This window comes from Streptomyces sp. NPDC042371, from assembly GCF_056437465.1.
The window spans coordinates 425,669-448,132 of record NZ_JBWKAP010000004.1 but is presented as its reverse complement, the minus strand read 5'-3'; the positions used below and the strand labels follow the sequence as shown (position 1 = coordinate 448,132).

The 22,464-nt window shown below is 70.4% G+C and carries 19 protein-coding genes; 2 read left to right on the top strand and 17 right to left on the bottom strand.

The window, feature by feature from the left end:
- Nucleotides 1-55: 55 nt before the first annotated feature.
- The 17 genes from AC068B_RS15100 to AC068B_RS15020 all read right to left on the bottom strand — a co-directional run bounded on the left by AC068B_RS15100 (nt 56) and on the right by AC068B_RS15020 (nt 19,996).
- Nucleotides 56-1,465: an aspartate aminotransferase family protein gene (locus AC068B_RS15100; protein ID WP_478671848.1), complete on the bottom strand. Its 1,410-nt coding sequence runs from the start codon at nt 1,463-1,465 to the stop codon at nt 56-58.
- Nucleotides 1,462-3,372, bottom strand: a complete 1,911-nt coding sequence (gene dxs / locus AC068B_RS15095) for a 1-deoxy-D-xylulose-5-phosphate synthase (protein ID WP_478671847.1) — start codon at nt 3,370-3,372, stop codon at nt 1,462-1,464. The genes AC068B_RS15100 and dxs overlap by 4 nt, the downstream gene beginning before the upstream one ends.
- 25 nt (nt 3,373-3,397) lie before the next feature.
- Nucleotides 3,398-4,162, bottom strand: coding sequence for a flavodoxin-dependent (E)-4-hydroxy-3-methylbut-2-enyl-diphosphate synthase (locus AC068B_RS15090; protein ID WP_478671846.1), 765 nt, complete (start codon nt 4,160-4,162; stop codon nt 3,398-3,400).
- Nucleotides 4,163-4,166: 4 nt separating this feature from the next.
- On the bottom strand, nt 4,167-5,189 hold the full coding sequence (hpnH, locus tag AC068B_RS15085; protein WP_478671845.1) for an adenosyl-hopene transferase HpnH: 1,023 nt from the start codon (nt 5,187-5,189) through the stop codon (nt 4,167-4,169).
- Between the two features lie 5 nt (nt 5,190-5,194).
- On the bottom strand, nt 5,195-5,848 hold the full coding sequence (locus AC068B_RS15080; protein WP_478671843.1) for a phosphorylase family protein: 654 nt from the start codon (nt 5,846-5,848) through the stop codon (nt 5,195-5,197).
- Nucleotides 5,848-7,872, bottom strand: coding sequence for a squalene--hopene cyclase (gene shc, locus AC068B_RS15075; protein WP_478671842.1), 2,025 nt, complete (start codon nt 7,870-7,872; stop codon nt 5,848-5,850). Before shc ends, AC068B_RS15080 begins: the two co-directional genes overlap by 1 nt.
- Before the next feature lie 134 nt (nt 7,873-8,006).
- Entirely contained in the window at nt 8,007-9,140 is a 1,134-nt protein-coding gene (locus tag AC068B_RS15070) for a polyprenyl synthetase family protein (RefSeq protein WP_468564943.1), read from the bottom strand.
- A complete protein-coding gene (hpnE, locus tag AC068B_RS15065) occupies nt 9,137-10,636 on the bottom strand; it encodes a hydroxysqualene dehydroxylase HpnE (protein WP_478672090.1) in 1,500 nt (499 codons plus the stop codon). The genes AC068B_RS15070 and hpnE overlap by 4 nt, the downstream gene beginning before the upstream one ends.
- A 34-nt stretch (nt 10,637-10,670) precedes the next feature.
- Nucleotides 10,671-11,621 carry a presqualene diphosphate synthase HpnD gene (gene hpnD, locus AC068B_RS15060; RefSeq protein WP_468564942.1) on the bottom strand — a complete coding sequence of 317 codons (951 nt, stop codon included), beginning with the start codon at nt 11,619-11,621 and terminating at the stop codon, nt 10,671-10,673.
- Nucleotides 11,618-12,514, bottom strand: a complete 897-nt coding sequence (hpnC, locus tag AC068B_RS15055) for a squalene synthase HpnC (RefSeq protein WP_478671840.1) — start codon at nt 12,512-12,514, stop codon at nt 11,618-11,620. The genes hpnD and hpnC overlap by 4 nt, the downstream gene beginning before the upstream one ends.
- A 347-nt stretch (nt 12,515-12,861) precedes the next feature.
- Nucleotides 12,862-13,665 carry an ABC transporter ATP-binding protein gene (locus AC068B_RS15050; RefSeq protein ID WP_478672089.1) on the bottom strand — a complete coding sequence of 268 codons (804 nt, stop codon included), beginning with the start codon at nt 13,663-13,665 and terminating at the stop codon, nt 12,862-12,864.
- A gap of 4 nt (nt 13,666-13,669) precedes the next feature.
- Complete coding sequence (locus AC068B_RS15045) at nt 13,670-14,617, bottom strand: ABC transporter permease (RefSeq protein ID WP_478671839.1); 948 nt, start codon at nt 14,615-14,617, stop codon at nt 13,670-13,672.
- Nucleotides 14,618-14,712: 95 nt separating this feature from the next.
- Nucleotides 14,713-15,558 carry a glycosyltransferase family 2 protein gene (locus tag AC068B_RS15040; protein WP_478672088.1) on the bottom strand — a complete coding sequence of 282 codons (846 nt, stop codon included), beginning with the start codon at nt 15,556-15,558 and terminating at the stop codon, nt 14,713-14,715.
- Between the two features lie 44 nt (nt 15,559-15,602).
- Nucleotides 15,603-16,382, bottom strand: a complete 780-nt coding sequence (locus AC068B_RS15035; protein WP_079074470.1) for a CDP-alcohol phosphatidyltransferase family protein — start codon at nt 16,380-16,382, stop codon at nt 15,603-15,605.
- Nucleotides 16,360-17,427, bottom strand: a complete 1,068-nt coding sequence (locus AC068B_RS15030) for an iron-containing alcohol dehydrogenase family protein (protein WP_478671838.1) — start codon at nt 17,425-17,427, stop codon at nt 16,360-16,362. Before AC068B_RS15030 ends, AC068B_RS15035 begins: the two co-directional genes overlap by 23 nt.
- Complete coding sequence (locus tag AC068B_RS15025) at nt 17,415-18,152, bottom strand: phosphocholine cytidylyltransferase family protein (RefSeq protein ID WP_478671837.1); 738 nt, start codon at nt 18,150-18,152, stop codon at nt 17,415-17,417. Before AC068B_RS15025 ends, AC068B_RS15030 begins: the two co-directional genes overlap by 13 nt.
- Entirely contained in the window at nt 18,149-19,996 is a 1,848-nt protein-coding gene (locus AC068B_RS15020) for a DUF5941 domain-containing protein (protein ID WP_478672087.1), read from the bottom strand. The genes AC068B_RS15025 and AC068B_RS15020 overlap by 4 nt, the downstream gene beginning before the upstream one ends.
- A gap of 299 nt (nt 19,997-20,295) precedes the next feature.
- Between AC068B_RS15020 and galE the strand changes: the two genes are divergently transcribed.
- Both galE and AC068B_RS15010 read left to right on the top strand, forming a co-directional pair.
- On the top strand, nt 20,296-21,288 hold the full coding sequence (galE, locus tag AC068B_RS15015; RefSeq protein ID WP_478671835.1) for a UDP-glucose 4-epimerase GalE: 993 nt from the start codon (nt 20,296-20,298) through the stop codon (nt 21,286-21,288).
- A gap of 178 nt (nt 21,289-21,466) precedes the next feature.
- Nucleotides 21,467-22,405 (top strand): cation diffusion facilitator family transporter, encoded by a 939-nt coding sequence (locus AC068B_RS15010; RefSeq protein ID WP_478671834.1) that lies wholly within the window; start codon nt 21,467-21,469, stop codon nt 22,403-22,405.
- Nucleotides 22,406-22,464 lie beyond the last annotated feature (59 nt).

Sequence of the window (22,464 nt, the reverse complement as noted above, 5' to 3'; positions counted from 1 at the left end):
TGAGCCAGAGCCTTGCCTCTCGGGCAACTTTCTTGCCCGAGAGGCAAAAAGGGTCCTAGCGGTTCGCGACCGCCTGCTTCACCAGCGTCCTGCCGAAGTCCCACATCAGACCGCCGCCACTGTGCGCGTCGTCCATCACGGCGGTGAAGGCGGCCACGAAGCGGTCCACCTCCCGCTCCCCCACGGTCAGCGGCGGGATCAGCTTGATGACCTCCAGGTGGTCCCCGGAGACCTGGGTGAGGATCCGGTGCTTCTGCAGCAGCGGGACGACGACCATCTGCGCGAAGAGCCCCTTGCGGGCGGCCTGCAGCATCGCCCAACGGCCGCGCAGCTTGAGCGACTTGGGCCGCCCGAACTCGATGCCGATCATCAGCCCGCGGCCGCGCACCTCGCTCAGCAGCTCGTAGCGGTCGACGAGGGCGGCGAGCCGGGACCTGAGCAGCTCGCCCGTGACCGCGGCGTTCTCGACGACCTTCTCGTCCTCCATCACGGACAGGACGGCGAGCCCGGCCGCCATGGCCTGCGCGTTGGAGCCGAAGCTCGCCGAGTGCACGAGCACCCGGTCCATCGACGAGTAGACCTTCTTGAAGATCCAGTCCTTGCCCAGCGTGGCGCCGACCGGCACATAGCCGCCCGACAGCGCCTTGGCCACGCAGACCAGGTCGGGTTCGACGCCCTCCTCGTGCTGGTAGGCGTAGAAGTCGCCGGTCCTGCCGAGGCCGGTCTGCACCTCGTCGGCGATCAGCAGCGCCTTGTGCCGGTGCAGCAGCTCCTGGGCGGCGCGCAGATACCCGGGCGGCGGCTCGTGCACCCCCTTGCCCTGGATGGGCTCGACGATCAGCCCGGCGACGTCCCCCTTGGCCAGCTCCTTGCGCAGCGCGTCCAGGTCGCCGAGCGGGACCGCCGTGTCGGGCAGCAGCGGCGCGAAGCCGTCCCGGAACCCGTCCTCGCCGTTGACGGAGAGGGACCCCGTGGTGAGCCCGTGGAAGGCGTGCGCGCAGTAGAGCACCCGCGGCTTCCCGGTGGCGTACCGCGCGAACTTCAGCGCCGTCTCGACCGCTTCCGTGCCGCTGTTGCCGAAGAAGACCCGGTCCAAGTGCGGGCTGTGCTTGAGCAGTTGCTCGGCGAGCAGGCCGGGCAGCGGCTGGCAGTCGAAGCGGGTGAGGTCGGCGAGCGAGGCGTCGAGGACGTCGTGCAGCGCCTTGCGTACGACGGGGTGGTGCCTGCCGAGACCCATCACGCCGAAGCCCGCGAGCATGTCGAGGTAGTCGTTGCCCTCGGCGTCCCAGAAGTACGCGCCCTCGGCCCGCTCGTAGACCTTGTCGAAGCCGATGGTGTGCAGCATGCGCGGCAGTTGGTGGTTGAGGTGCCGGGCGTGCAGTTCGTACCGTTCGGCACCCCGCTCGGCGAGGAGTCTGCCGAGGTCGAACTCCTTGGCGTCCTTGGTGTCGAACTCCTTGGTCATACGCTGTACTCCTTGCCTGAACCCTGCTGGTCGGCGCCCTCCTTGGCGGTCAGCGAGGCGCTGATCCGGCCGGCGATCTCGACGGGGGTGAGCCCCAGATCGGCGAGGACCTCGCCCCTCTTGGCGTGCGCGAGGAACTGCTCGGGGATGCCGAACCGCCGTACGGGCACGTCCACTTCGGCCTCGCCGAGCGCGAGCGCGACCGCCGCGCCGACCCCGGCGGAGCGGCTGTTGTCCTCGACGACCGCGACGAGCCGGTGGCGTGCGGCGAGCCCGGGCAGCTCCGGGTCGACGGGCTTGACCCAGCGCGGGTCGACGACGGTGCAGCGCAGACCGCGCTCCCGGAGCAGCTCGGCGGCCTGCAGACAGACGGGCGCCATCACCCCGACCGCGACGAGCAGCACCTCCGCGTCCGGCTCCCGCAGCAGCACGTCAATGCCGCCGAGCCGGTCCACGGCGGGGATCGCGGGCCCCACCGACTCCTTGGGGAAGCGCAGGAGCGTCGGCGCGTCGTCGACGGCGACCGCCTCGCGCAGCTGCGCCCGCAGCTGGTCGGCGTCGCGCGGCGCGGCGATCCGCAGCCCCGGCACGACCTGGAGGATCGACATGTCCCACATGCCGTTGTGCGAGGCACCGTCGACGCCCGTGACCCCGGCCCGGTCGAGCACGAAGGTCACCCCGCACCGGTGCAGCGCGACGTCCATCAGGAGCTGGTCGAAGGCGCGGTTGAGGAAGGTGGCGTACACCGCGACGACCGGGTGCAGGCCGCCCGTGGCGAGCCCGGCAGCGGACACCGCGGCGTGCTGCTCGGCGATGCCGACGTCCCAGATCCGGTCGGGGTAGGCCGCCGCGAACTTCGTCAGGCCGACGGGGCCGAGCATGGCCGCGGTGATGGCGACGACGTCGTCGCGCTCGGCGCCGATGCGGACGATCTCGTCGCCGAACACGGAGGTCCAGGACGGGCCGTTGGACGGCGCGAGCGGCTCGCAGGTGAGTGGGTCCATGACGCCCACGGTGTGGAAGCGGTCCGCCTCGTCGGCGAGCGCGGGTTCGTAGCCGCGGCCCTTCTCGGTGAGGCAGTGGATGAGCACCGGGCCGTGGAAGCGTTTCGCACGTCGCAGCGCCGACTCGACGGCGCCGATGTCGTGCCCGTCGATCGGTCCGACGTACTTGAGCCCCAGGTCCTCGAACATGCCCTGTGGCGCGAAGGCGTCCTTGAACCCCTTCTTGGCGCCGTGCAGCGACTCGTACACGGTCTGTCCGACGACGGGGGTGCGCTGGAGGATGTCCTTGCCCCAGGCGAGCACGCGCTCGTAGCTGTCGGTGGTGCGCAGGGTGGCGAGGTGGTTGGCGAGGCCGCCGATGGTCGGGGCGTACGAGCGTTCGTTGTCGTTGACGACGATGATCAGCGGCCGGTTCTTCGCGGCCGCGATGTTGTTGAGCGCCTCCCAGGCCATGCCCCCGGTGAGCGCGCCGTCCCCGATGACGGCGACGACGTGCCCCCGCTCGCCGAGCACCTGCCGCGCCTTGGCGAGGCCGTCCGCCCAGCCGAGCGCGGTCGAGGCGTGGCTGTTCTCCACGATGTCGTGCTCGGACTCCTCGCGCGAGGGGTAGCCCGAGAGGCCGCCCTTGCCACGGAGCTTGGAGAAGTCCTGCCGCCCGGTGAGCAGCTTGTGCACATAGCTCTGGTGGCCGGTGTCCCACACGAGCCGGTCGACCGGCGACTCGAAGACCCGGTGCAGGGCGATGGAGAGCTCCACGACCCCCAGGTTGGGCCCGAGGTGGCCGCCCGTCCTGGCGACCGCGTGCACCAGGAACTCCCTGATCTCCCCTGCCAGTTCGTCGAGCTCGGCCCCGGAAAGTCCCTTCAGGTCCCGTGGCCCCCGGATGGTGTCGAGAATGGTCATGCTCGAGCCCCCTCTCTGGTTGTTCTCAGCTCACGGTGACGTCGGGCGCCCCCGACGGGACGCCGTCGTCCGCCATCTGCGCGGCGATCTTCATGGCCTCCTCGATGAGGGTCTCCACGATCCTGGCCTCGGGGACGGTCTTGATGACCTCGCCCTTGACGGAGATCTGACCCTTGCCGTTGCCGGAGGCGACGCTGAGGTCGGCCTCGCGCGCCTCGCCCGGGCAGTTGACGACACACTCCATGAGGGCGACGCGCAGCGGCACCTCCATGCCGTCGAGCCCGGCGGTGACCTCGTCGGCCAGCTTGTGGACGTCGACCTGGGCGCGCCCGCAGGACGGGCACGAGACGATCTCCAGGCGGCGCTGACGCAGGCCCGGCGACTCCAGGATCTTGGCGAGCAGCCGCTTGTCGAGCGAGCCCGCGTGCACGCCGATCCGGATGGGCGTGCCGGTCCGCGCGGCCGCCAGCGCGATGTCGCGGACCTTGTCGTCGAACTGCTTGATGTTGCCCGGGTTGACCCGGACCGCCGCACAGCCCGCGTCGATCGCCGCCTGCGTGGGGCACGCCACCCGCACGACCTCACAGCCGGAAGCCGTCAGCTCCGCGATCTGCTGCAGCGTCGCCCCGATGTCGGACGTACGCGTCGTCGTCATCGACTGCACCGAGACCGGCGCACCACCCCCCACGGCCACCGGTCCGACCTCTATGCGCCGCGAGAGGCGGCGCTCGGAGATCGGCCGGACCGGCAGCTCCGGGAGGCCCAGGGAAACGGGCTCTCCTGGGGTCACGACGTCACCCGCGGTTTCCGGAAACCGTCTCGCGGGCCGCACGGATGGACTCCTTGAGGGAACCCATGGTGGCAAGGACGGCGGTCGGCTCGTAGCCGCAGTGCGCCATGCAGTTGGCGCAGCGCGGGTCCTTGCCGCGGCCGTACTTGCTCCAGTCGGTCTCCTCGATGAGCTCCTTGTACGTGGGGACGTACCCGTCGCTCATCAGGTAGCAGGGGCGCTGCCAGCCGAAGAGCGAGTAGTTCGGGATCGCCCACGCCGTGCACGGGAAGTCCGCCTTGCCCTCCAGGAAGTCCAGGAAGAGCGGCGAGTGGTTCAGGCGCCAGCGCCGCCGGTTGCCGCCCGCGAAGGCCTTCTTGAAGAGCTCGCGGGTCTGGTCGACGCCGAGGAAGTGCTCCTGGTCGGGCGCCTTCTCGTAGGCGTAGGCGGGCGACAGCATCATCTCGTCGACCTCCAGCTCGTCATTGAGGTAGTTGAGCACCTCGATGATGTTCTGCGGAGTGTCGTTGCTGAAGAACGTCGAGTTGGTGGTGACCCGGAAGCCGCGCTTCTTGGCTTCCTTGATGGCCGCCACCGCCTCGTCGAACACGCCCTCCTTCGCGACGGACTCGTCGTGCCGCTCCCGCATTCCGTCGATGTGCACGGCGAACGCGAAATACGGCGAGGGCGTGAACTTCTCGATCTTCTTGCGCAGCAGCATGGCGTTGGTGCAGAGGAAGACGTACTTCTTCTTGGCCACCAACTGCCGCACGATCTCGTCCATATGAGGGTGCATCAGCGGTTCGCCACCGGCGATGGACACCATCGGCGCGCCGGACTCGAGCACGGCGCCCACGGCCTGGGCCACCGGCATGCGCTGCTTGAGCACCCCGGCCGGGTGCTGGATCTTGCCGCATCCCTCGCACGCGAGGTTGCACGCGAAGAGCGGCTCCAACTCGACAATCAGCGGGAACTTGTCCCGCTTGCGCAGCTTCTGTTCAAAGAGATACGTCGCGACCTTGATGGTCTGGCGCAGCGGCATGGCCATCTGGCTCACCTCCGAGGGAGCAAAGAAGAACGGTGCCATTCGAAAAAAGCGGGGAGCACGGCACGAAGAACGCGGAAAGCTGATATTCCACCGCGCACCGTGCCGATGCGGACGAGTTCGTGCTGTGGGGCATCCACGACCACCCGGACGGCCGCAACGGGCCGCTGCCCGGTGCGTACGGCACTGTGCAGCGTCGCGGCGGACTCCATGTCCACGGCGATGGCGCCGGTGGCCAGGAGATCGCCGCGCTCGTGACCGCGGACGACGTGGTCGGATCCGGTGAGCGGTCCGGTGTGCACGGTGCGGCCGGGCACGGCCCGCACCAGCTCCTGGACCAGCAGCCCGGTTCCCGTGCAGGGCGTGCTGCCGCGCGTGTCCCTGGTCTCCTCGGCGACGACCAGGTCGCCGGGGTGCATACCGGGGGCGAGTCCGGCACAGAAGCCGGTGGCCAGTACGGCCGCGTCGCGCAGGTTTTCCTTTCCGAGCGCACCGGTGACGGCGCGCTCGGCGTTCTGGGGGCCCATGCCGGTGCGCAGCACGGTCATGCCGCCCGGCGCGCCGTTGCGGTCGCCGGTGCGCAGGGCGAGGTGCTCGATGCCGAGCGCGCAGGCGATCAGCAGCGGCGCGGGGCCCGGCCGCGGGGCCGGGTTCCGGTCCATCAGCTGCCCTTGCCGAGGTCGGCGCCGGAGCCGCCCGCGAAGGGATCTCCGTTGACGTACCTGCCGAGGGCGGTGAGCGGGAACACCTGTCGGTACAGGTGGTAGTTGATGGAGAAGTCCCAGGGGAAGCCGGTGCCGGTGAAGTACGGCTCGTCCCAGGAGCCGTCGGCGAGCTGCGTATCGACGAGCCAGGCGATGCCGCGCTCCGCGGGCTTGGCCTCGCTCTCGCCCGCCGCAAGCAGGGTGAGCAGCGCCCAGGCGGTCTGCGAGGCGGACGACGTGCCGTGGCCCACCCAGCCCCGGTCGCGGTAGGAGCGCAGGTCCTCGCCCCAGCCGCCGTCGTCGTTCTGCACCGACTCGACCCACCGCACCGCGCGCCGGATCGCCGGGTGCGATGCGGGCAGCCCCGCCGTGACCAGCGCGGGCACCACCGACCCCGTGCCGTAGATGTAGTTGACGCCCCAGCGCCCGAACCAGGCGCCGCACTCCTCCTGTTCGGCGAGGAGCCACTCGATGCCGCGCCGGGTGCGCGGATCACGGGACTTCCCCTCGACGGCGAGCATCTCCACGACGTGTCCTGTGACGTCGGCGGAGGGCGGGTCGATGACCTCGCCGAAGTCGCAGAACGGCAGGCGGTTGGGGAAGGGGCTGGTGTTGTCGACGTCGAAGGCGCCCCAGCCGCCGTTCTTCGACTGCATGCCGAGGTTCCAGCGCACTCCGCGGTCGATGGCGTTCTCCAGGCGCGCCTTGTCGGGATGCGCGACCCGGCGCAGCGCGAGGGCGACTTCGGCGGTGTCGTCGATGTCGGGGTAGTTGTCGTTGTGGAACTCGAACGCCCAGCCGCCCGGCACAAGTCCCGGCCTGCGCACCGACCAGTCGCCGGGCCGCACGATCTGCTCGCCGAGCATCCAGTCGGCGGCCTTGACCAACTGCGGGTGGTCCGCGGGCACTCCGGCGTCCGCGAGCGCGATGGTGGCCAGGCAGGTGTCCCATACGGGCGACTGGCAGGCCTCGATCATCCGGGAGCCGTCCTCGCGCCACACGGCGAACCGGTCGAGCGAGGCGAGCCCGGCCTTCAGGACGGGGTGGTCCAGGTCGTAGCCGAGCAGGTGCAGCGCGATGACGGAGTAGACGGCGGGCGGCTGGATCCCGCCCCAGCAGCCGTCGTTCTCCTGCCGCTCGATGATCCAGCGGGCGGCGCTGTTCATCGCGGCCTTGCGCAGCTTGCGCGGGGCGACCTTGTGGTAGACGTGCAGCGCCTTGTCGAGCCGCTGGAACACGCCGTCCCAACTCGCCACGGGGGCAAGGGGCTTGACGGGGCTGGGGACGCGCGCGTCGGTGTGCAGCTCGTCCAGGGCGAAGGGCGCGGGACGCACCGGCCGCTTGGCGGACACGACGGTGAGCGGCACTATCGTCTGCCGCGCCCAGCAGCCGAAGTCGTAGATGTTGAGCGGGACCCACTTGGGGAAGTAGATGAGCTCCGGTGGGAGTTCCGGCAGGTCGTCCCACTTCCACCAGCCGAAGAGGGCGAGCCAGATCCGGGTGAAGACCCGGGCCTCGGCGATGCCGCCCCGTTCCCGGATCCACGCGGAGGCCTTCGCCATGTGCGCCTCGTCGGGCCGGTCACCGGCCAGGCGCAGCGCGACGTACGCCTCGATGGTCGTGGAGAGTTCGCCGGGGCCGCCGAAGAACGTGGCCCAGGTGCCGTCGTCACGCTGCTCGCCGCGGATGAAGAGCGCGGCGGCGCGGGTGGTGTGCTCGTCCCGGATGCCGAGGAACTGCCGCAGTAGGAGGTCCTCGGCGTCCATGGTCACATTGGTCTCGAGGTCGCCCTTCCACCAGCCCTGGGCGTCCTGCCGGGAGAGCAGGAAGTCGGTGGAGCGCTGCATGGCGCGCGCGGCGGCGTCACGCGGTGCTGCCGTCGTGGCGGTCGTATCGGTCAGGTCGACGGGTTCGGTGGACTGGCTGGCCGAGGCTGCGCGGGGCGTGGCCGCTCCGGTGCTTCCGTCGGTCGTCGCTGTCATGGCTTCCCCTTCGTGCAGTGCGATGGCTACGTCTGCTGTGGGTCCGCCGTCGGCCGACGCGTCACGCCGGCCGGCGACTGCCTGTGGGTCCGGGGGTCACCCCCCGGATAACCCGGATATCCGCGCGATGGTGATCATCTCTCTCGTACGACGACGAAATCGGCGAGCGCGACGAGTTGCGCCCGGATCCGGTCCGGCATCTGGACGTGGTCCAGGGCTTCGATGGCGATGGCGTGCTGGCGCCTGGCCTCCTTGGCGGTCCACTCACGGCCGCCCGCCTCCTCGATCAGGGCGGCGCGCGCGGCGAACTCCGACTCGGAGAAGTTCTCGAAGTCGCTGCTCTTGGAGTCGGCGGTGAGCAGTTCACCGAGCCGCTCGGACGCGGGACCACCCGCGGCGAGAGCGGCGACCACGGGCAGGGACTTCTTGCGCTGGCGCAGGTCGCTCCACGTCTGCTTGCCGGTGGCCTCCGGGTCGCCCCAGATGCCCAGCAGATCGTCCACGGCCTGGAAGGCGAGGCCGAGGTGGTATCCGTACTTCTCCAGCGTGTCGGCGGTGTGGTCGTCCGCGCCGCCGAGTACGGCACCGATGGAGACGGCGCAGGCGAGGAGGGCGCCGGTCTTCTTGCCCTCCATCTCCAGGCACTCCTCGACGGTGACCCGGTCGCGGTGCTCGTAGCTGATGTCCTGTGCCTGGCCGTCGATCAGCGCGCGCGTGGCGGTGATGAGGCGGCGGGTGGCGCGGCCCGCCTCGACGGTGCCGAGCTCCAGGAGGACCTCGTTGCCGAGCGCGAAGAGGGCGTCACCGACGAGGATGGCCTGTGCGGGGCCGTGCACCTTCCACACCGTGTCGCGGTGGCGGCGCTGCTCGTCGCCGTCCATCAGGTCGTCGTGGAGCAGTGAGAAGTTGTGCACGAGCTCGACGGCGACCGCGCCGGGGACGCCGACCTCGGGAGCCGCGCCCGCGGCCTCGGCGGAGAGCAGGGCGAGCGCGGGACGCACGGCCTTGCCACCGTCGCCGTCGGAGGGGTTGCCCGCCGCGTCGATCCATCCGAAGTGGTAGGCGGCCACGGTGTCCATGGGCGGTGCGAGACGGTCCACCGCGGCCCGCAGCACCGGGGTGGCCAGCGTCCTTCCTTGCTCGAGCAGTGAGGTCACGTCCACCGTGTCGGCAGCCGTTTTCTCGGCCGAGGGCACAGTCGGCACAGTTTCTCCTCTTGTTCCGGTGCTGTTTCTCTGGGGACCTGACCCCAGAAGGTCGAGCTTCACGCCGCCGCCTCCTCGAATGCGAAGAGGTGATCACGGGGGCGGTCGAGGGTGGAGAGGGCGGCCTCGGCCGCGCTGATGCCGCTGCGTACGGCGCTCTCCATGGTCGCGGGCCACCCGGTGGCGGTCCACGCGCCCGCGAGGTACAAGCCGCGGGCGTTGGTGCGGGCACCGGGGCGGAGCCTGCCGACGCCGGGGGTGGGCGCGAAGGTCGCCGTGCGCTCGCGGGTGACGAAGAAGTCCCGTACCTCCGCGCCGTGCGCCGCGGGCAACAGCCGCTCCAGCTCGGGCAGATAGCGTTCGCGCAGTGCGGCGACGGGCGCGTCGATCTCGTCCTGCGCGATCGACTGCGAGAGCGCCAGATACTGCCCCTCGGCCAGCCCGGAGGCCTCGGTCCGGTCGAAGACCCACTGCACGGGGGTGCCGATCGCGGCGAAGAACGGCCGCTTCAGCACCTTCCTGTCGTACACGACATGGATGTTCAGGATCGGCGCGGTGTCGATGTCGAGCAGCCGGTCGGGCTGGTCGAGCGCGCCGTCGGGGAGGAGGTCGTGCGTCTCGTGCTGCGGCACGGCGAGCACGACGGTTTCGGCCTCGATGGTCTCGCCGGGAACCTCCACGCGCCAACCGCCGTTCTCCGTACGGGAGATGGAGGTGACTCGTGCCTTTAGTTCCGTACGGACTCCCGCTGCGTCGAGCGCCTTGCGGGCCAGCGTGTCATGCAGATCACCGAGGGGCACCCGGGCCCAGCCGATGTCGGCGGCGCCCGGTTCCGAGAGCAGCCCGGTCTTGAACACCATCGCGGCGAGCCCGAGTGAGGCGTCGCCCGCGGCGGCGTTGAGCGTCGCGACGCCCACGAGGTCCCAGAGGGCCTCGATGGCGCGCGCCGACTGACCGTGCCGGGCGAGCCAGCTGCCGAAGTTCTGGCCGTCGAGCACGGGATCGGACGGGTCGAGCCCCTTGAGGGCGAGCGCCGCGCGCCCCACCTTGGCGCGCTCGGCGACCGACAGATGGGGATAGGTGGCGAGGCTCGCCGCGAGGTGCAGCGGCACGGGGAGCGCGGCGCGCCTGAGGCGCCCGAGCCGGTTGCGGTCGGCGTCGAGGACGGGCACGTCGAGACGTTCCTGCACGGGTGCGAGGTGTGCGCCTTCGATGCGGTCGAGGAACCATCGGTAGGCGGTGCAGCAGCGCAGATAGACGTGCTGTCCGTTGTCGACGGTGAGTGCGCCGCGCTGGAAGGAGAAGGCGAGGCCGCCGAGCCTCGGCCGTCCTTCGAGCAGGGTGACGCGCAGGCCCGCGTCGGCGAGCGCGAGTGCGGTGGTGACCCCGGCGAGGCCGCCGCCGACCACTACGGCGGCCGCCCCTGCGGAGCGGCCTTCGGCGTCCTCGATCAGCCCCTCGGGCTGCATGTCTTTCCTCGTCATGCACCCACCCCTTCGGCCGTTGCAGTCTGGGACGCGACCATGGAGCGGAGGGTTGCCCGCCGCTTTGCGAACGATGCCCCAACTGCCCCACGATCACTCCGGATGCGCATCACACACGCCTCCGGACGGTCTGTCGTGACACGTTCCGCGCGTCGAGACCGGACAGCCCGCGCACGGCGACGTACGCCTTCTCGCGCCCCGGCAGCGAGACACGGCCACGCAGGACCGCTTCCGGCTCCCGCTCGATGCGGTCGAGGAGCCTGCGGTAGATCCCGGCCATGGCGGCCACACAGGCGCCGCTGCGCCGGTCCAGCATGGGCAGCAGGCGGTAGCCCTCGGCGAACAGGGCACGCGCGCGGCGCACCTCGAAGTGGACGAGCCCTGCGAAGTCGGATCCGGCGGGCGGCTCTGAGCCAGAGAACCCGGCGGAGCAGCCGAACTTGGCGAGGTCGTCGGCGGGCAGGTACGTCCGCCCGTCCTGGGCGTCCTCGCGAACGTCCCGGAGAATGTTGGTCAGTTGGAGTGCGAGACCGAGCGTGTCGGCATACTCCGGCGCGCGCTCGGCGTGCAGCGCTCCCCGCTCCGTGCCGAACACCCCGAGCGAGAGCCGCCCGATGGCCCCGGCCACACAGCGGCAGTAGACCTTCAGGTCCTCCCACGTCTCGTACGTCTCACCGCGTACGTCCTTCAGGACGCCGTCGATCAGCTCGTCGAGGCCTTCCATCGGGATGGGGAAGTGCGCGGCGGCATGCGCGAGGGCGACGGCCACGGGGTCGGTGTCGTCCTCCTGGACCCCGCCCGCGCGGATCCGCGCGACCAGCGCCCGGGTGTCGTCGAGCCGCTCCGCCTTGACGTCCGGCGGGAGCGCGCCGTCGCCGATGTCGTCCACCCGCCGGGAGAGGGCGTAGAGCGCGGACATCGCACGCCGCTTGGGCGTCGGCAGCAGCCTGATGCCGTACGCGAAGTTGCGCGCCTGCTGGCCGGTCACGGCCTCGCAGTAGCTGTACGCGGCGAGCACCGACGCGGACACCTGCAAATCAGACTCCACGGCCCGGCTCACCCCTCTCCTCGCAGCACTGCACCCGCCTCGCGCAGCAAGCGCGGCTTCGTCGGCTTGGGTGGTCCGGGCAGGACGTCGTAACCGGCGGTGACGATCGCCCCGGCGGCCGCCCTCCCCCCTGCCACGAACCCGGCCAGCAGCAGCTTCAGCCTGCCGTGGACGCTACCCACCAGGGGGGTGCCTTCATTCAGCAGGCCGCGGGCGCGTTCCACTTCGAATGCGACCAGCGCGCGCGCCGACGCGCCCGCTGTCGGCAGGGCCAGATCTGACTCACTCACGTGGAACCGCTTCATGTCCTCGACAGGCAGGTAGATGCGGCCGCGCCGCAGGTCTTCGGCGACGTCCTGGATGTGCTCGACGATCTGCAGGCCGGTGCAGACGGCGTCCGAGCGGCGGACGCGCTCCGGGGTCTCCGTTCCCGTGATGGCCAGGACGAGACGGCCGATCGGGTTGGCGGAGAGCGCGCAGTACGCGACGAGGTCGTCGTACGTCTCGTAGCGCGTGATGAGCTGGTCCTGGCGGTTGGCCTCGATCAGCGCCAGGAAGGGTGCGGCCGTCAGAGTCCCGCGCCGGGCGGCCGGTCGCAGCGCCCGGACCAGCGGGTGGCCGGGTTCGCCGCCGTCGAAGACCTTGCCCAGGTCGGCCGCGACGGCGTCGAGGAGCGTCAGCGGGTCGTCCGCGTCGGCGTCCAGGCCGAGGTGACGGGCGTGGGCGGCCTCGGGAGCCAGATCGCCGTCACCGATGTCGTCGATGAGACGGACGACGCCGTAGACGGCCATCAGGTCGTCGCGCCAGCTCCGGGGCAGGAAGAAGGGTGCCACCGGAAAGTTCTCGTCCGCGGCCTTGGCGAGGACGGCGGAAGCATCGCGGAGCTGGAGATCATCCGTAGCCATTGCCGTCACATCTCCCGTTCTACACTGCCGACCCAATACATCCTATTTCGGACACGCCGCCCGGCTCTCTCCGAGGTGGGCCGTGCTCCGAGGCGGGGCGCCGCGCGATATCGCCCCACTTGCCGCGAATCAGCACCTGTACAGCTTACGTTGTACAACCCAACGCGCATCGTCGGGGTGTTCGGCGCATCACAACAACACACCGATTGACGTCAATCTTCCTTTACCGGCAGTGAGTTGGGAGCACCAAGTGGCTCCGGGGACACCATGTCACGACAGTGCCCCGCCAGGTTCCTCCAGGCGGGGCACTGCTGCCGAACGGGTGGTGGTCCGGTGGCTCGATCGGGCTACTTGCCCGTGAACTTCTCGTACTCCTTTATGACCTCGTCGGTCGGCCCGTCCATGCGCAGCTCGCCGCGTTCCAGCCACAGCACGCGGTCGCAGGTGTCGCGGATCGACTTGTTGTTGTGGCTGACCAGGAAGACCGTGCCCGCCTCCTTGCGGAGCTCGCGGATGCGGGCCTCGGAGCGCTTCTGGAACTTGCGGTCACCGGTGGCCAGGGCCTCGTCGATCATGAGGACGTCGTGGTCCTTGGCCGCCGCGATGGAGAAGCGCAGGCGGGCCGCCATGCCGGAGGAGTAGGTGCGCATCGGAAGGGTGATGAAGTCGCCCTTCTCGTTGATCCCCGAGAAGTCGACGATCTCCTGGTAGCGCTCCCTGATCTGCTCGCGGGTCATGCCCATCGCGAGGCCACCGAGGATGACGTTGCGCTCGCCCGTCAGATCGTTCATCAGGGCCGCGTTGACGCCGAGCAGCGAGGGCTGGCCGTCGGTGTAGACCTTGCCCTGCTCGGCGGGGAGCAGGCCCGCGATGGCGCGGAGCAGGGTGGACTTGCCGGAGCCGTTGGAACCGATCAGGCCGATGGCCTCGCCGCGGTAGGCGTTGAAGCTGACGCCGCGCACGGCGTGCACCTTGCGCACCCCGCGCTCCTCGCCGCGCCTGAGGATGCGACTCAGGGCGGACGTGGCGCTGCCCTTGCCCGTCTTCGCGCCGTTGACGCGGTAGACGATGTGCAGCTCGTCGGCGATGACGGTGGGGATGTGCCCCTTGCCGGCGTTCGCGTCGGGCTTGTCGCTCTTGTTGGGGGTCACGTCGTCAGCCACGGCCGTACCGCTCCTCCGCCTTCCAGAAGTACACGAACCCGACCGCGCCGATCAGCACGGCCCAGCCGACCGCGAAGGCCCACACGTGCGGCGGGAGGTACGAGGAGTCGTACTTGTCGATCATGGCGAAGCGGATCAGGTCCATGTAGATGGAGGCCGGATTCCACTGCAGCACGTCCCCGACCCAGCCGGGCACGTCCTTCTTGGTCGCGAGCATCGCGGGGATGCTGAACATGACGCCCGATGCGTACATCCAGGTCCGCATCACGAACGGCATGAGCTGCGCCAGGTCGGGCGTCTTGCTGCCCATCCGGGCGAAGATCAGCGCCAGTCCCATGTTGAAGACGAACTGGAGCACCAGCGCGGGCACCACCAGGAGCCAGGACAGGGCCGGGAAGATCCCGAACGCGCACATGATCAAGACGAGCACGATCATCGAGAAGAGCAGCTGCTGGAGCTGCTGGAGCGCGAAGGAGATCGGCAGCGAGGCCCGCGGGAAGTGCAGGGCCCTGACCAGGCCGAGGTTGCCGGAGATCGCCCGCACGCCCGCCATGACCGAGCTCTGCGTGAACGTGAAGACGAAGACACCCGTCACCAGGAACGGCACGTAGATCTCGTGCGGGATGCCCTCCCGGGCGCCGAGCAGGAGCCCGAAGATGAAGAAGTAGACCGCCGCGTTCAACAGCGGCGTGGCCACCTGCCACAGCTGGCCGAGCTTGGCCTGGCTGTACTGGGCGGTCAGCTTCGCCTGGGAGAAGGCGAGGATGAAGTGACGCCGTCCCCAGAGCTGGCGGACGTACTCGAAAAGTCCGGGCCGGGCGCCGCTGACGGTCAGACCGTACTTGGCGGCGAGGTCGGCCCGGGAGAGCCCGTCATCGGGCGACGGAGTCGACGGTGATGCTGTCACCGTGACCCCGCCGTCATGCGTTGTCTCACTCACGAGTGGAAACTTTCGTCTTCAGAAGCGCAGCCGGTCGGGCGTAGGCGTGGGCCAGGGACCGGGGTATGGCCCGAATGCTCTCAGACCCGAGCTTGTCAGATGACGGGAGGTCGGCCCAGTCGGGTCAGCCGCCACACCGTACGCCACTTCATGGGCCTGCGAGGGCCGCAGGGCGTGGTCCAGCCCTCCTTGAACCCGCCGAACCAGGCCTTCAGGGCCGGGCCCGAGGGGCGCCGGGCGAGGGTGAGGAGCATCCAGACACCGAGGTAGACGGGGACCAGCGGCGCGGGGAGGTTGCGACGGGCCAGCCAGACGCGGTTGCGGGCCACCATCCGGTGGTAGACCGCGTGCCGGGAGGGGGCCGTCGTGGGGTGGAAGAGGACCATGTCGGAGCGGTAGTCGATCATCCAGCCCGCGTTCAGCGCGCGCCAGGCGAGGTCCGTCTCCTCATGGGCGTAGAAGAACTCGCCGGGCAGCCCGCCGACCTCGGCGAGGACCTTCGTACGGACGGCGTTGGCGCCGCCCAGGAACGTCGTCACGCGCGAGGAGCGCATCGGGTCGGCGGCCCGCAGCCGCGGCACGTGGCGGCGCTGGGTCTCCCCCGTGTCCGGGTCCGCGATGCGGAAGCTGATGATGCCGAGCTCCCGGTCTGCGGCGAAGGCCTCGCGGCACAGCCGCGCCGTGTCCAGGGTGGCGAGCAGGCCGTCGTCGTCCAGGAAGAGCAGGATGTCGACGTCGGTGCCGCCCGGGCCGAAGGCCTCGATGCCGACGTTGCGGCCGCCGGGGATGCCGAGGTTCTCCGGCAGCTCGACGGTGCGCACGCCTTCGGGGACGTCGGGCACGGGGGCACCGTTGCCGACCACGACCACCTCGACCGGGTCGCCCTCCTGCTTGGCGACCGAGTCGAGGAGGGCGCGCAGCTCCTGCGGCCGGTTGCCCATCGTGATGATGACGGCGCCGACCTTGAGCTTCTCTGCCGGGGTGTTCACTTCAACCTGCTCGATACGAGGATGGACACGAGGTGGAGCAGGGTCTGCAGCAGCGCGATGCCCGCGAGCACGGCGACACCGAGACGCGAGAAGAACAGGTCGCCCCGCGCCTGGTCGACGAACGCGATGACCAGGATCAGCAGGGAAGCCTCGACCCCGAGGATCAGCCGGTGGAACTTCAGCGCAGCGGCGGCCCTGCGGGCCAGCGCCATGCCGGAGGAACGCGGCTCGGCCGCCGACTCCTTGACCGGCTCCTTGCCCGTCTGGTGGCGGGCGACGCCGACGAGGTCGGTCTCCGCCTTGATCAGGATCGCGCCGAGGGCGGCCAGGGTGCCGAGGAAGGCCCACAGCCAGTCGATGCGTCCCGAGCCCCAGATGTCGGCGGCGCGCAGACCGAAGCCGACCAGCACCGCGGCGTCGCACAGATAGGCGGCGACGCGGTCCAGGTAGACGCCCGCCATCGAGTACTGCTTCTTCCAGCGGGCGATCTCACCGTCCACGCAGTCGAGCAGCAGGTAGAGCTGGACCGCGAGCACGCCGAGCACGGCGCCCGTGATGCCCGGCACCAGCAGGGCCGGGGCGGCGAGGGCGCCGGCGACGGTCATCACGTAGGTCAGCTGGTTGGGCGTGACCTTCGTGTTCACCAGGTGCCGGTCGATGCGCAGGGAGACCTCGCGCATGTAGAGCCGGCCGGCCCAGTGTTCGCCGCTCCGTCGGTCCTTCACCCCCGGGGGGTGAACAACCGGGCGGAGCTCAGCTACCGATGGTTTTTGCATAGTCGGCGTATGCGTCCCTGATCTGGTCGGTGGACAGGTCGAGGTGTTCGAGGATCGTGTAGCGGCCCGGGCGGGTCTGCGGAGCGAACTCCACGACCTTGACGAACTCGTCCACGGTGAAGCCGATCTCCTCCGGCAGCACGGGCAGGCCGTGGCGGCGCAGCACCTGAGCCATGAACGCCGACTCCTCGCGGGCACCGCGCAGGTGCATCGCGAAGGCCGCGCCCAGGCCGCACTGCTCGCCGTGGCTGGCGGCGCGCTTGGGGTAGAGGAGGTCGAAGGCGTGGTTGATCTCGTGGCAGGCGCCGGACGCCGGGCGGGAGTCGCCCGACACGGACATCGCGATGCCGGTGAGGACCAGGCCCTCGGCCAGCACCTGCAGGAAGGCGTCGTCGCCGACACCGCCGGGATGGCGGAGCACGGCTTCGCCCGCCTGGCGGGCCATGGCGGCCGCGAGCCCGTCGATGTCCTCGCCGCGCTCGCGGGCGGCGAGCTCCCAGTCCGCGATCGCGGAGATGTTGGACAGGGCGTCGCCGATGCCGGAGCGGACGAAGCGGACGGGCGCCTCACGGATCACATCGAGGTCGATGACGACCGCGATGGGGTTCGGCACACCGTACGAACCGCGTCCCGCGTCGTTGTCGAGGGTCGCGACCGGCGAGCAGAGGCCGTCGTGCGACAGGTTCGTCGCGACGGCGACCAGCGGCAGGCCGACGCGCGCCGCGGCGAACTTGGCGCAGTCGATGATCTTGCCGCCGCCGAGGCCGACGATCGCGTCGTAGCGGCCCGACTTCTTGATGGCGTCGGCGAGCTTGATGGCGTCGTCGAGCGTGCCGCCACCGACCTCGAACCACTCCGCGCCGCCCAGCGAGGGCATCAGCCGCTCACGGAGCACCGCACCCGAGCCACCGCTGATGGCGATGGCGAGCTTGCCGGTCGACGAGCAGATCCGCTGGTCGGCGAGGACACCGGCCAGGTCGTCGATCGCCCCCGGCCGGATGTCGACGACGACCGGCGAGGGGATGAGCCTCGTCAGTACTGGCACGCGATCTCCCGGCCCTTGGCGAGGTCGTCGTGGTTGTCGATCTCGACCCACTTGACGTCGCCGATCGGGGCCACGTCGACCTTGAAGCCGCGGTTGACGAGCTCCTGGTAGCCGTCCTCGTAGTAGAGGTCGGGGTCGCGCTCGAAGGTGGTCTTCAGCGCGTCGGCGAGCTCGTCGGCGGCGGAGCCCTCGATGAGGGTGACGCCGATGTACTCACCGGTGGCCGTCGCCGGGTCCATCAGCTTCGTGATCTTCTGGACGCCCTTGGTGTCGTCCACGATGACCTTCATCTCCTCGTCGGCGAGCTGCTTCACCGTGTCGAGGGCGAGGATGATCTTCTGGCCGTTGCCGCGGGCGGCGAGCAGCGTCTTCTCGACGGAGACCGGGTGCACGGTGTCGCCGTTGGCGAGGATCACGTCGTGCTTGATGGCGTCACGACCGCACCACAGGGAGTAGGCGTTGTTCCACTCCTCGGCCTTGTCGTTGTCGATGAGCGTCAGCTTGAGGCCGTACTTCGCCTCCAGGTCCGCCTTGCGGTCGTAGACGGCTTCCTTCTTGTAGCCGACGATGATCGCGACCTCGGTGAGACCGATCTCGGCGAAGTTGCCGAGCGTCAGGTCGAGGATGGTGGTCTCACCATCGACGGGCACCAGGGCCTTGGGCAGGGTGTCCGTGTAGGGACGCAGACGCCTGCCGGCGCCTGCCGCAAGGACGAGGCCGATCATGCGGGTTCTCCTTCATCGTGTACGGCGGGTGCGCCCCTTTTCTCGGCAGCGACCCAGAAGCGGATGCTCTCGACGAGCACCACGAGTGCCACGGCCACGGCGAGTGCCGTGAGCGCGACGGTGAAATCTGCGGTGGGCAGCAGGGCAACGGCGAGCGCGACCACGAGGGTCCTGCCTTCTTGGCCGCCGATGGCCCGCACCAGCCAGCGCGGGGGCGCGCCGGTGCCGCCCTTGATGCGGTACACCGTGTCGTAGTGATGGTAGGCGACCGCCGACACCAGTCCGAAAGCCGCGGGCAGCGCCCCGTTCACATCGGCTTTGGCCGCCAGTACCAGGACCGTGCCGTATTCGGCGGCGCGGAAGAAGGGCGGCACCAGCCAGTCCAGGGGGGCCTTGAGAGGCCGCGCGAGCGCCAGGCCGGACAGGACCACGTAGATCACCGCGGCGACGACGACCCACGGGCTGCCGTACGAGGTGAACGCGGCGACCGCCACGACCGCGGCGCCGCCGAGGAAGGCGAGCACGGGTGCGGGCAGGATGCGTCCGCGGCGCCCGATGGCGGCGAAGGCGGAGGCGAGCGTGCCGTTGTCGGCGAGGTCGCCGAGTGCGTGGGCGGCGCGGTCGGTGCGGGTCGCCTTGCGGGTCAGCGAGCGCAGGACGCGTCCCGCGGTGGTGTAGCAGGCGGCGAGGGCGCAGCCGACGATCAGGACGACCAGGGTGATGCGCGGGGTGGTGACCGCGGTGAGCACGGCGATCATCGCCCAGCGCTCGCCGATGGGCAGCACTATCATCCGGCGCACCCAGACCGTCCACCCGACGCTGTCGAGCTTGTCCGAAAGGGCGGCGGTGGGGCTGGTGTTGGCGGCCGCGGCCGTGCTGGCCGTGCTGGCCGTGCTGTCGGAGTTCGCCTCGTTGAAGGAGAAGTCCACGACGTGCCGACAGGTCTGCAGCACCATGGCGCCGAGCGCGAGCGCCCACACGTCGTCGCCGTCGGCGTTGGCGGCGCCGAGCGCGAGGCCCGCGTAGTACGCGTACTCCTTGGCGCGGTCGAACGTCGCGTCCAGCCAGGCGCCGAGCGTCGAGTACTGCAGGGAGTAGCGGGCGAGCTGCCCGTCCGTGCAGTCCAGGACGAAGGAGAAGAGCAGCAGGAGGCCCGCCGCGACGAAACCGGCGCGCGTCCCGGTCGCCGCGCAGCCCGCCGCGATCAGGGCGGTGAGCAGCGAGGCGGTGGTGACCTGGTTCGGGGTGAGGCCCCGGCGGGCGCACCAGCGGGCGATGTAGCGCGAGTACGGGGAGATGCAGTACGTCGTGAAGAAGCCGTCCCGCGACTTGACCGCGGTGCGCAGGCGTACCGCCTCGTCGTCCACGGCGGCGACGGCCTGACGTGCCTCGTTCCGCGTCTGCGGGTCGTCGGGCACGGTGGCGACGAGGGTGCCGAGGTCGGGGCGGTGCACGTCCGTCGCGCCGGACTCCATCGCCGTGGCGATGTCGTCGGGGAGCGGGGCGAGCGTCATGACGCCGCCGGTGGCTCCGGTGCTCGCGGTGCCTGCGGTCGTCCGCAGGGCGCGCGTCAGTTCCGCGCGGGCCTCCGGCTTGGCGGTGACGGCGCCGGGCACCGTGGCGGCGGCGAAGCGGGGGTCGGTGAGTCCGAGGCGCAGCGCGTGGACGTGTCCGACGAAGCGGGCGTCGACGACGGCGACCCGCTGGTCACCCGGTACGGCGGCGAGCAGCGCCTCGGCGTCCGCCGCGTCGGAGGCGACCCGCACATCGAAGCCGAGGGACCGCAGATCGCCTTCGAGCGGCGACCCGGGGACCGGCTGACCGGTGAGGATGGCGGTCGACAGACGAACTCACTCCTTGAGTACCGGCGCGGCTCGCGCCGGGCACATGCGTAAGGGGAGCGCCCCTGGCCATGGCGGCCGGGCGGCACGTCGGCAGAGGCTATCGGATGATGGGAAGCGGGCGTTCATCACCCGTTCACGCCCCGATAAGGGCGGCCTGCGAGGGCCTCGGCCTTCGCGATCATCATGGTGGATGGGGGGCCGCGCCCACAAACCGCACCCCTGCCGGTGCCCGGCTTGCCCGTATAGCGGCACATGCCCCCGCACGGCGTGTGCGGGCGGTTCGCTTAGGGTGGGCGCCCATGACATGGCTGATCACAGGCGGAGCGGGTTACATCGGGGCACATGTGGCGCGGGTCATGGCCGGTGCCGGGGAGGACGTCGTCGTCCTGGACGACGTCTCGTCGGGGGTGCCGCAGCGGTTGCCCGCGGACATGCCCCTCGTGAAGGGGTCCTCGCTGGATGGGGACCTGCTGCGCCGGGTCTTCGCCGAGCACGACGTCACCGGTGTGGTGCATCTCGCGGCCCGCAAGCAGGTCGGGGAGTCGGTGGAGCAGCCGCTGCGCTACTACCGGGAGAACCTGGGCGGCCTCACGACGCTGCTCGAAGCGGTCGCCGAGGCAGGCATCAAGCGCTTCGTGTTCTCCTCTTCGGCCGCGGTGTACGGCAATCCGCCGGACGCGGACCTCGTGGGCGAGGACACGCCCTGCGTCCCGGTCAGCCCCTACGGCGAGACGAAGCTCGCCGGTGAGTGGCTGGTGCGGGCGGCCGGGCGGGCGCACGGCATCGGGACCGTCTGCCTGCGCTACTTCAACGTGGCGGGCGCCGCGGCACCCGAGCTCGCGGACACCGGGGTCTTCAACGTGATCCCGATGGTCTTCGACCGGCTGCGCCAGGACGAGTCGCCGCGGATCTTCGGCGACACCCACCCGACGCCGGACGGCACCTGCGTCCGTGACTACGTCCACGTCTCCGACCTCGCCGAGGCCCATCTCGCGGCGGCCCGTCGGCTCACGGAGGACACCAAGGGCGCCGCGGGCGATCTGACGGTGAACATCGGGCGGGGCCAGGGTGTTTCCGTACGCGAACTGATCACCGTCATCGGCGAGGTGAGCGGGGACACCCGTCCGGCGCTCGTCGAACCGGCCCGCGAGGGCGACTCCCCGCGCGCCGTGGCCGACGCCCGTCTCGCGGCGGCGGAGCTCGGCTGGACGGCCCGGCGCGGGGTGCGCGAGATGGTCGAGTCGGCGTGGGCGGGATGGTGTTTGCACCACCCGGAAGCGCGCCGCGGATGATCGTTCCGACGCCCTGACCTGCACCCCGTCCCCCAGTCGGCAACCGTTGCCATTTCCGCAGGTCAGCGCAGTGATAACGGTGTTCAGTACCGCGTTGCCAGATACCCCCCACCCGTAGTTCACTGTGGTCGCGCGACAGTGGAATGCACGCCGACGACGGATGCGGGAGGGCGGCTCAATGGGGGCTGGGCACGATCACGGACACACACACGGGGCACCGACCACGGGGACGGCGGCCAACGCCTACAAGGGGCGACTCCGTATCGCCCTGACCATCACGATCACGATCATGGTGGCCCAGATCGTGGGCGGGCTGATGGCGGACTCGCTCGCGCTCATCGCGGACGCGACGCACATGGCGACGGACTCGCTGGGCCTCGGCATGGCCCTGCTCGCGATCCACTTCGCGAACAGGCCGCCCACCGGGAACCGCACCTTCGGCTATGCCCGCGCGGAGATACTCGCCGCGCTCGCCAACTGTCTGCTGCTGCTCGGCGTGGGCGGGTACGTGCTGTACGAGGCGGTCCAGCGGTTCTTCACGCCCGCGGAGACCCAGGGCGACCTCGCCCTCTACTTCGGCATCTTCGGCCTCGTCGCGAACATGATCTCGCTCTCGCTGCTCATGCGCGGCCAGAAGGACAGCCTCAATGTGCGCGGCGCCTTCCTGGAGGTCGTGGCGGACACCCTCGGCTCGCTCGCGGTGATCGTCGCCTCGGTCCTGATCATGCTCACCGGCTGGCAGGCCGCCGACCCGATCGCCTCGCTCGTCATCGGCTTCATGATCGTCCCGCGCACGGTCAAGCTCCTCAAGGAGACCCTGAACGTGCTCCTGGAGTCGGCACCCAAGGGGGTCGACATGGCGGAGGTGCGGTCGCACATCCTCGAGCTGCCGGGCGTCGAGGAGGTCCACGACCTGCATGCCTGGACGATCACGTCGGGCATGCCGGTCCTCTCCGCCCACGTCGTGGTGAGCTCCTGGACCCTCGACGCGACCGGCCACGAGAAGCTGCTGCACGAGCTGCAGGGCTGCCTGGGCGACCACTTCGACGTCGAGCACTGCACCTTCCAGCTGGAGCCGAGCGGCCATGCGGAGCACGAGGCGAAGCTCTGCCACTGACGCCAGGACCGCCCGGATTCCCTTCACGGGTCCGTGCTCTTGTGGGACAGTCGACGGGA

Bases quoted from the DNA above. Each gene is read 5' to 3' on its own strand.
- AC068B_RS15100 (WP_478671848.1), bottom strand. From the start codon at position 1,465: ATGACCAAGGAGTTCGACACCAAGGACGCCAAGGAGTTCGACCTCGGC.
- dxs (WP_478671847.1), bottom strand. From the start codon at position 3,372: ATGACCATTCTCGACACCATCCGGGGGCCACGGGACCTGAAGGGACTT.
- hpnH (WP_478671845.1), bottom strand. From the start codon at position 5,189: ATGGCCATGCCGCTGCGCCAGACCATCAAGGTCGCGACGTATCTCTTT.
- AC068B_RS15080 (WP_478671843.1), bottom strand. From the start codon at position 5,848: ATGGACCGGAACCCGGCCCCGCGGCCGGGCCCCGCGCCGCTGCTGATC.
- shc (WP_478671842.1), bottom strand. From the start codon at position 7,872: ATGACAGCGACGACCGACGGAAGCACCGGAGCGGCCACGCCCCGCGCA.
- hpnC (WP_478671840.1), bottom strand. From the start codon at position 12,514: ATGGCTACGGATGATCTCCAGCTCCGCGATGCTTCCGCCGTCCTCGCC.
- AC068B_RS15040 (WP_478672088.1), bottom strand. From the start codon at position 15,558: ATGGGCAACCGGCCGCAGGAGCTGCGCGCCCTCCTCGACTCGGTCGCC.
- AC068B_RS15035 (WP_079074470.1), bottom strand. From the start codon at position 16,382: ATGCAAAAACCATCGGTAGCTGAGCTCCGCCCGGTTGTTCACCCCCCG.
- AC068B_RS15025 (WP_478671837.1), bottom strand. From the start codon at position 18,152: ATGATCGGCCTCGTCCTTGCGGCAGGCGCCGGCAGGCGTCTGCGTCCC.
- galE (WP_478671835.1), top strand. From the start codon at position 20,296: ATGACATGGCTGATCACAGGCGGAGCGGGTTACATCGGGGCACATGTG.
- AC068B_RS15010 (WP_478671834.1), top strand. From the start codon at position 21,467: ATGGGGGCTGGGCACGATCACGGACACACACACGGGGCACCGACCACG.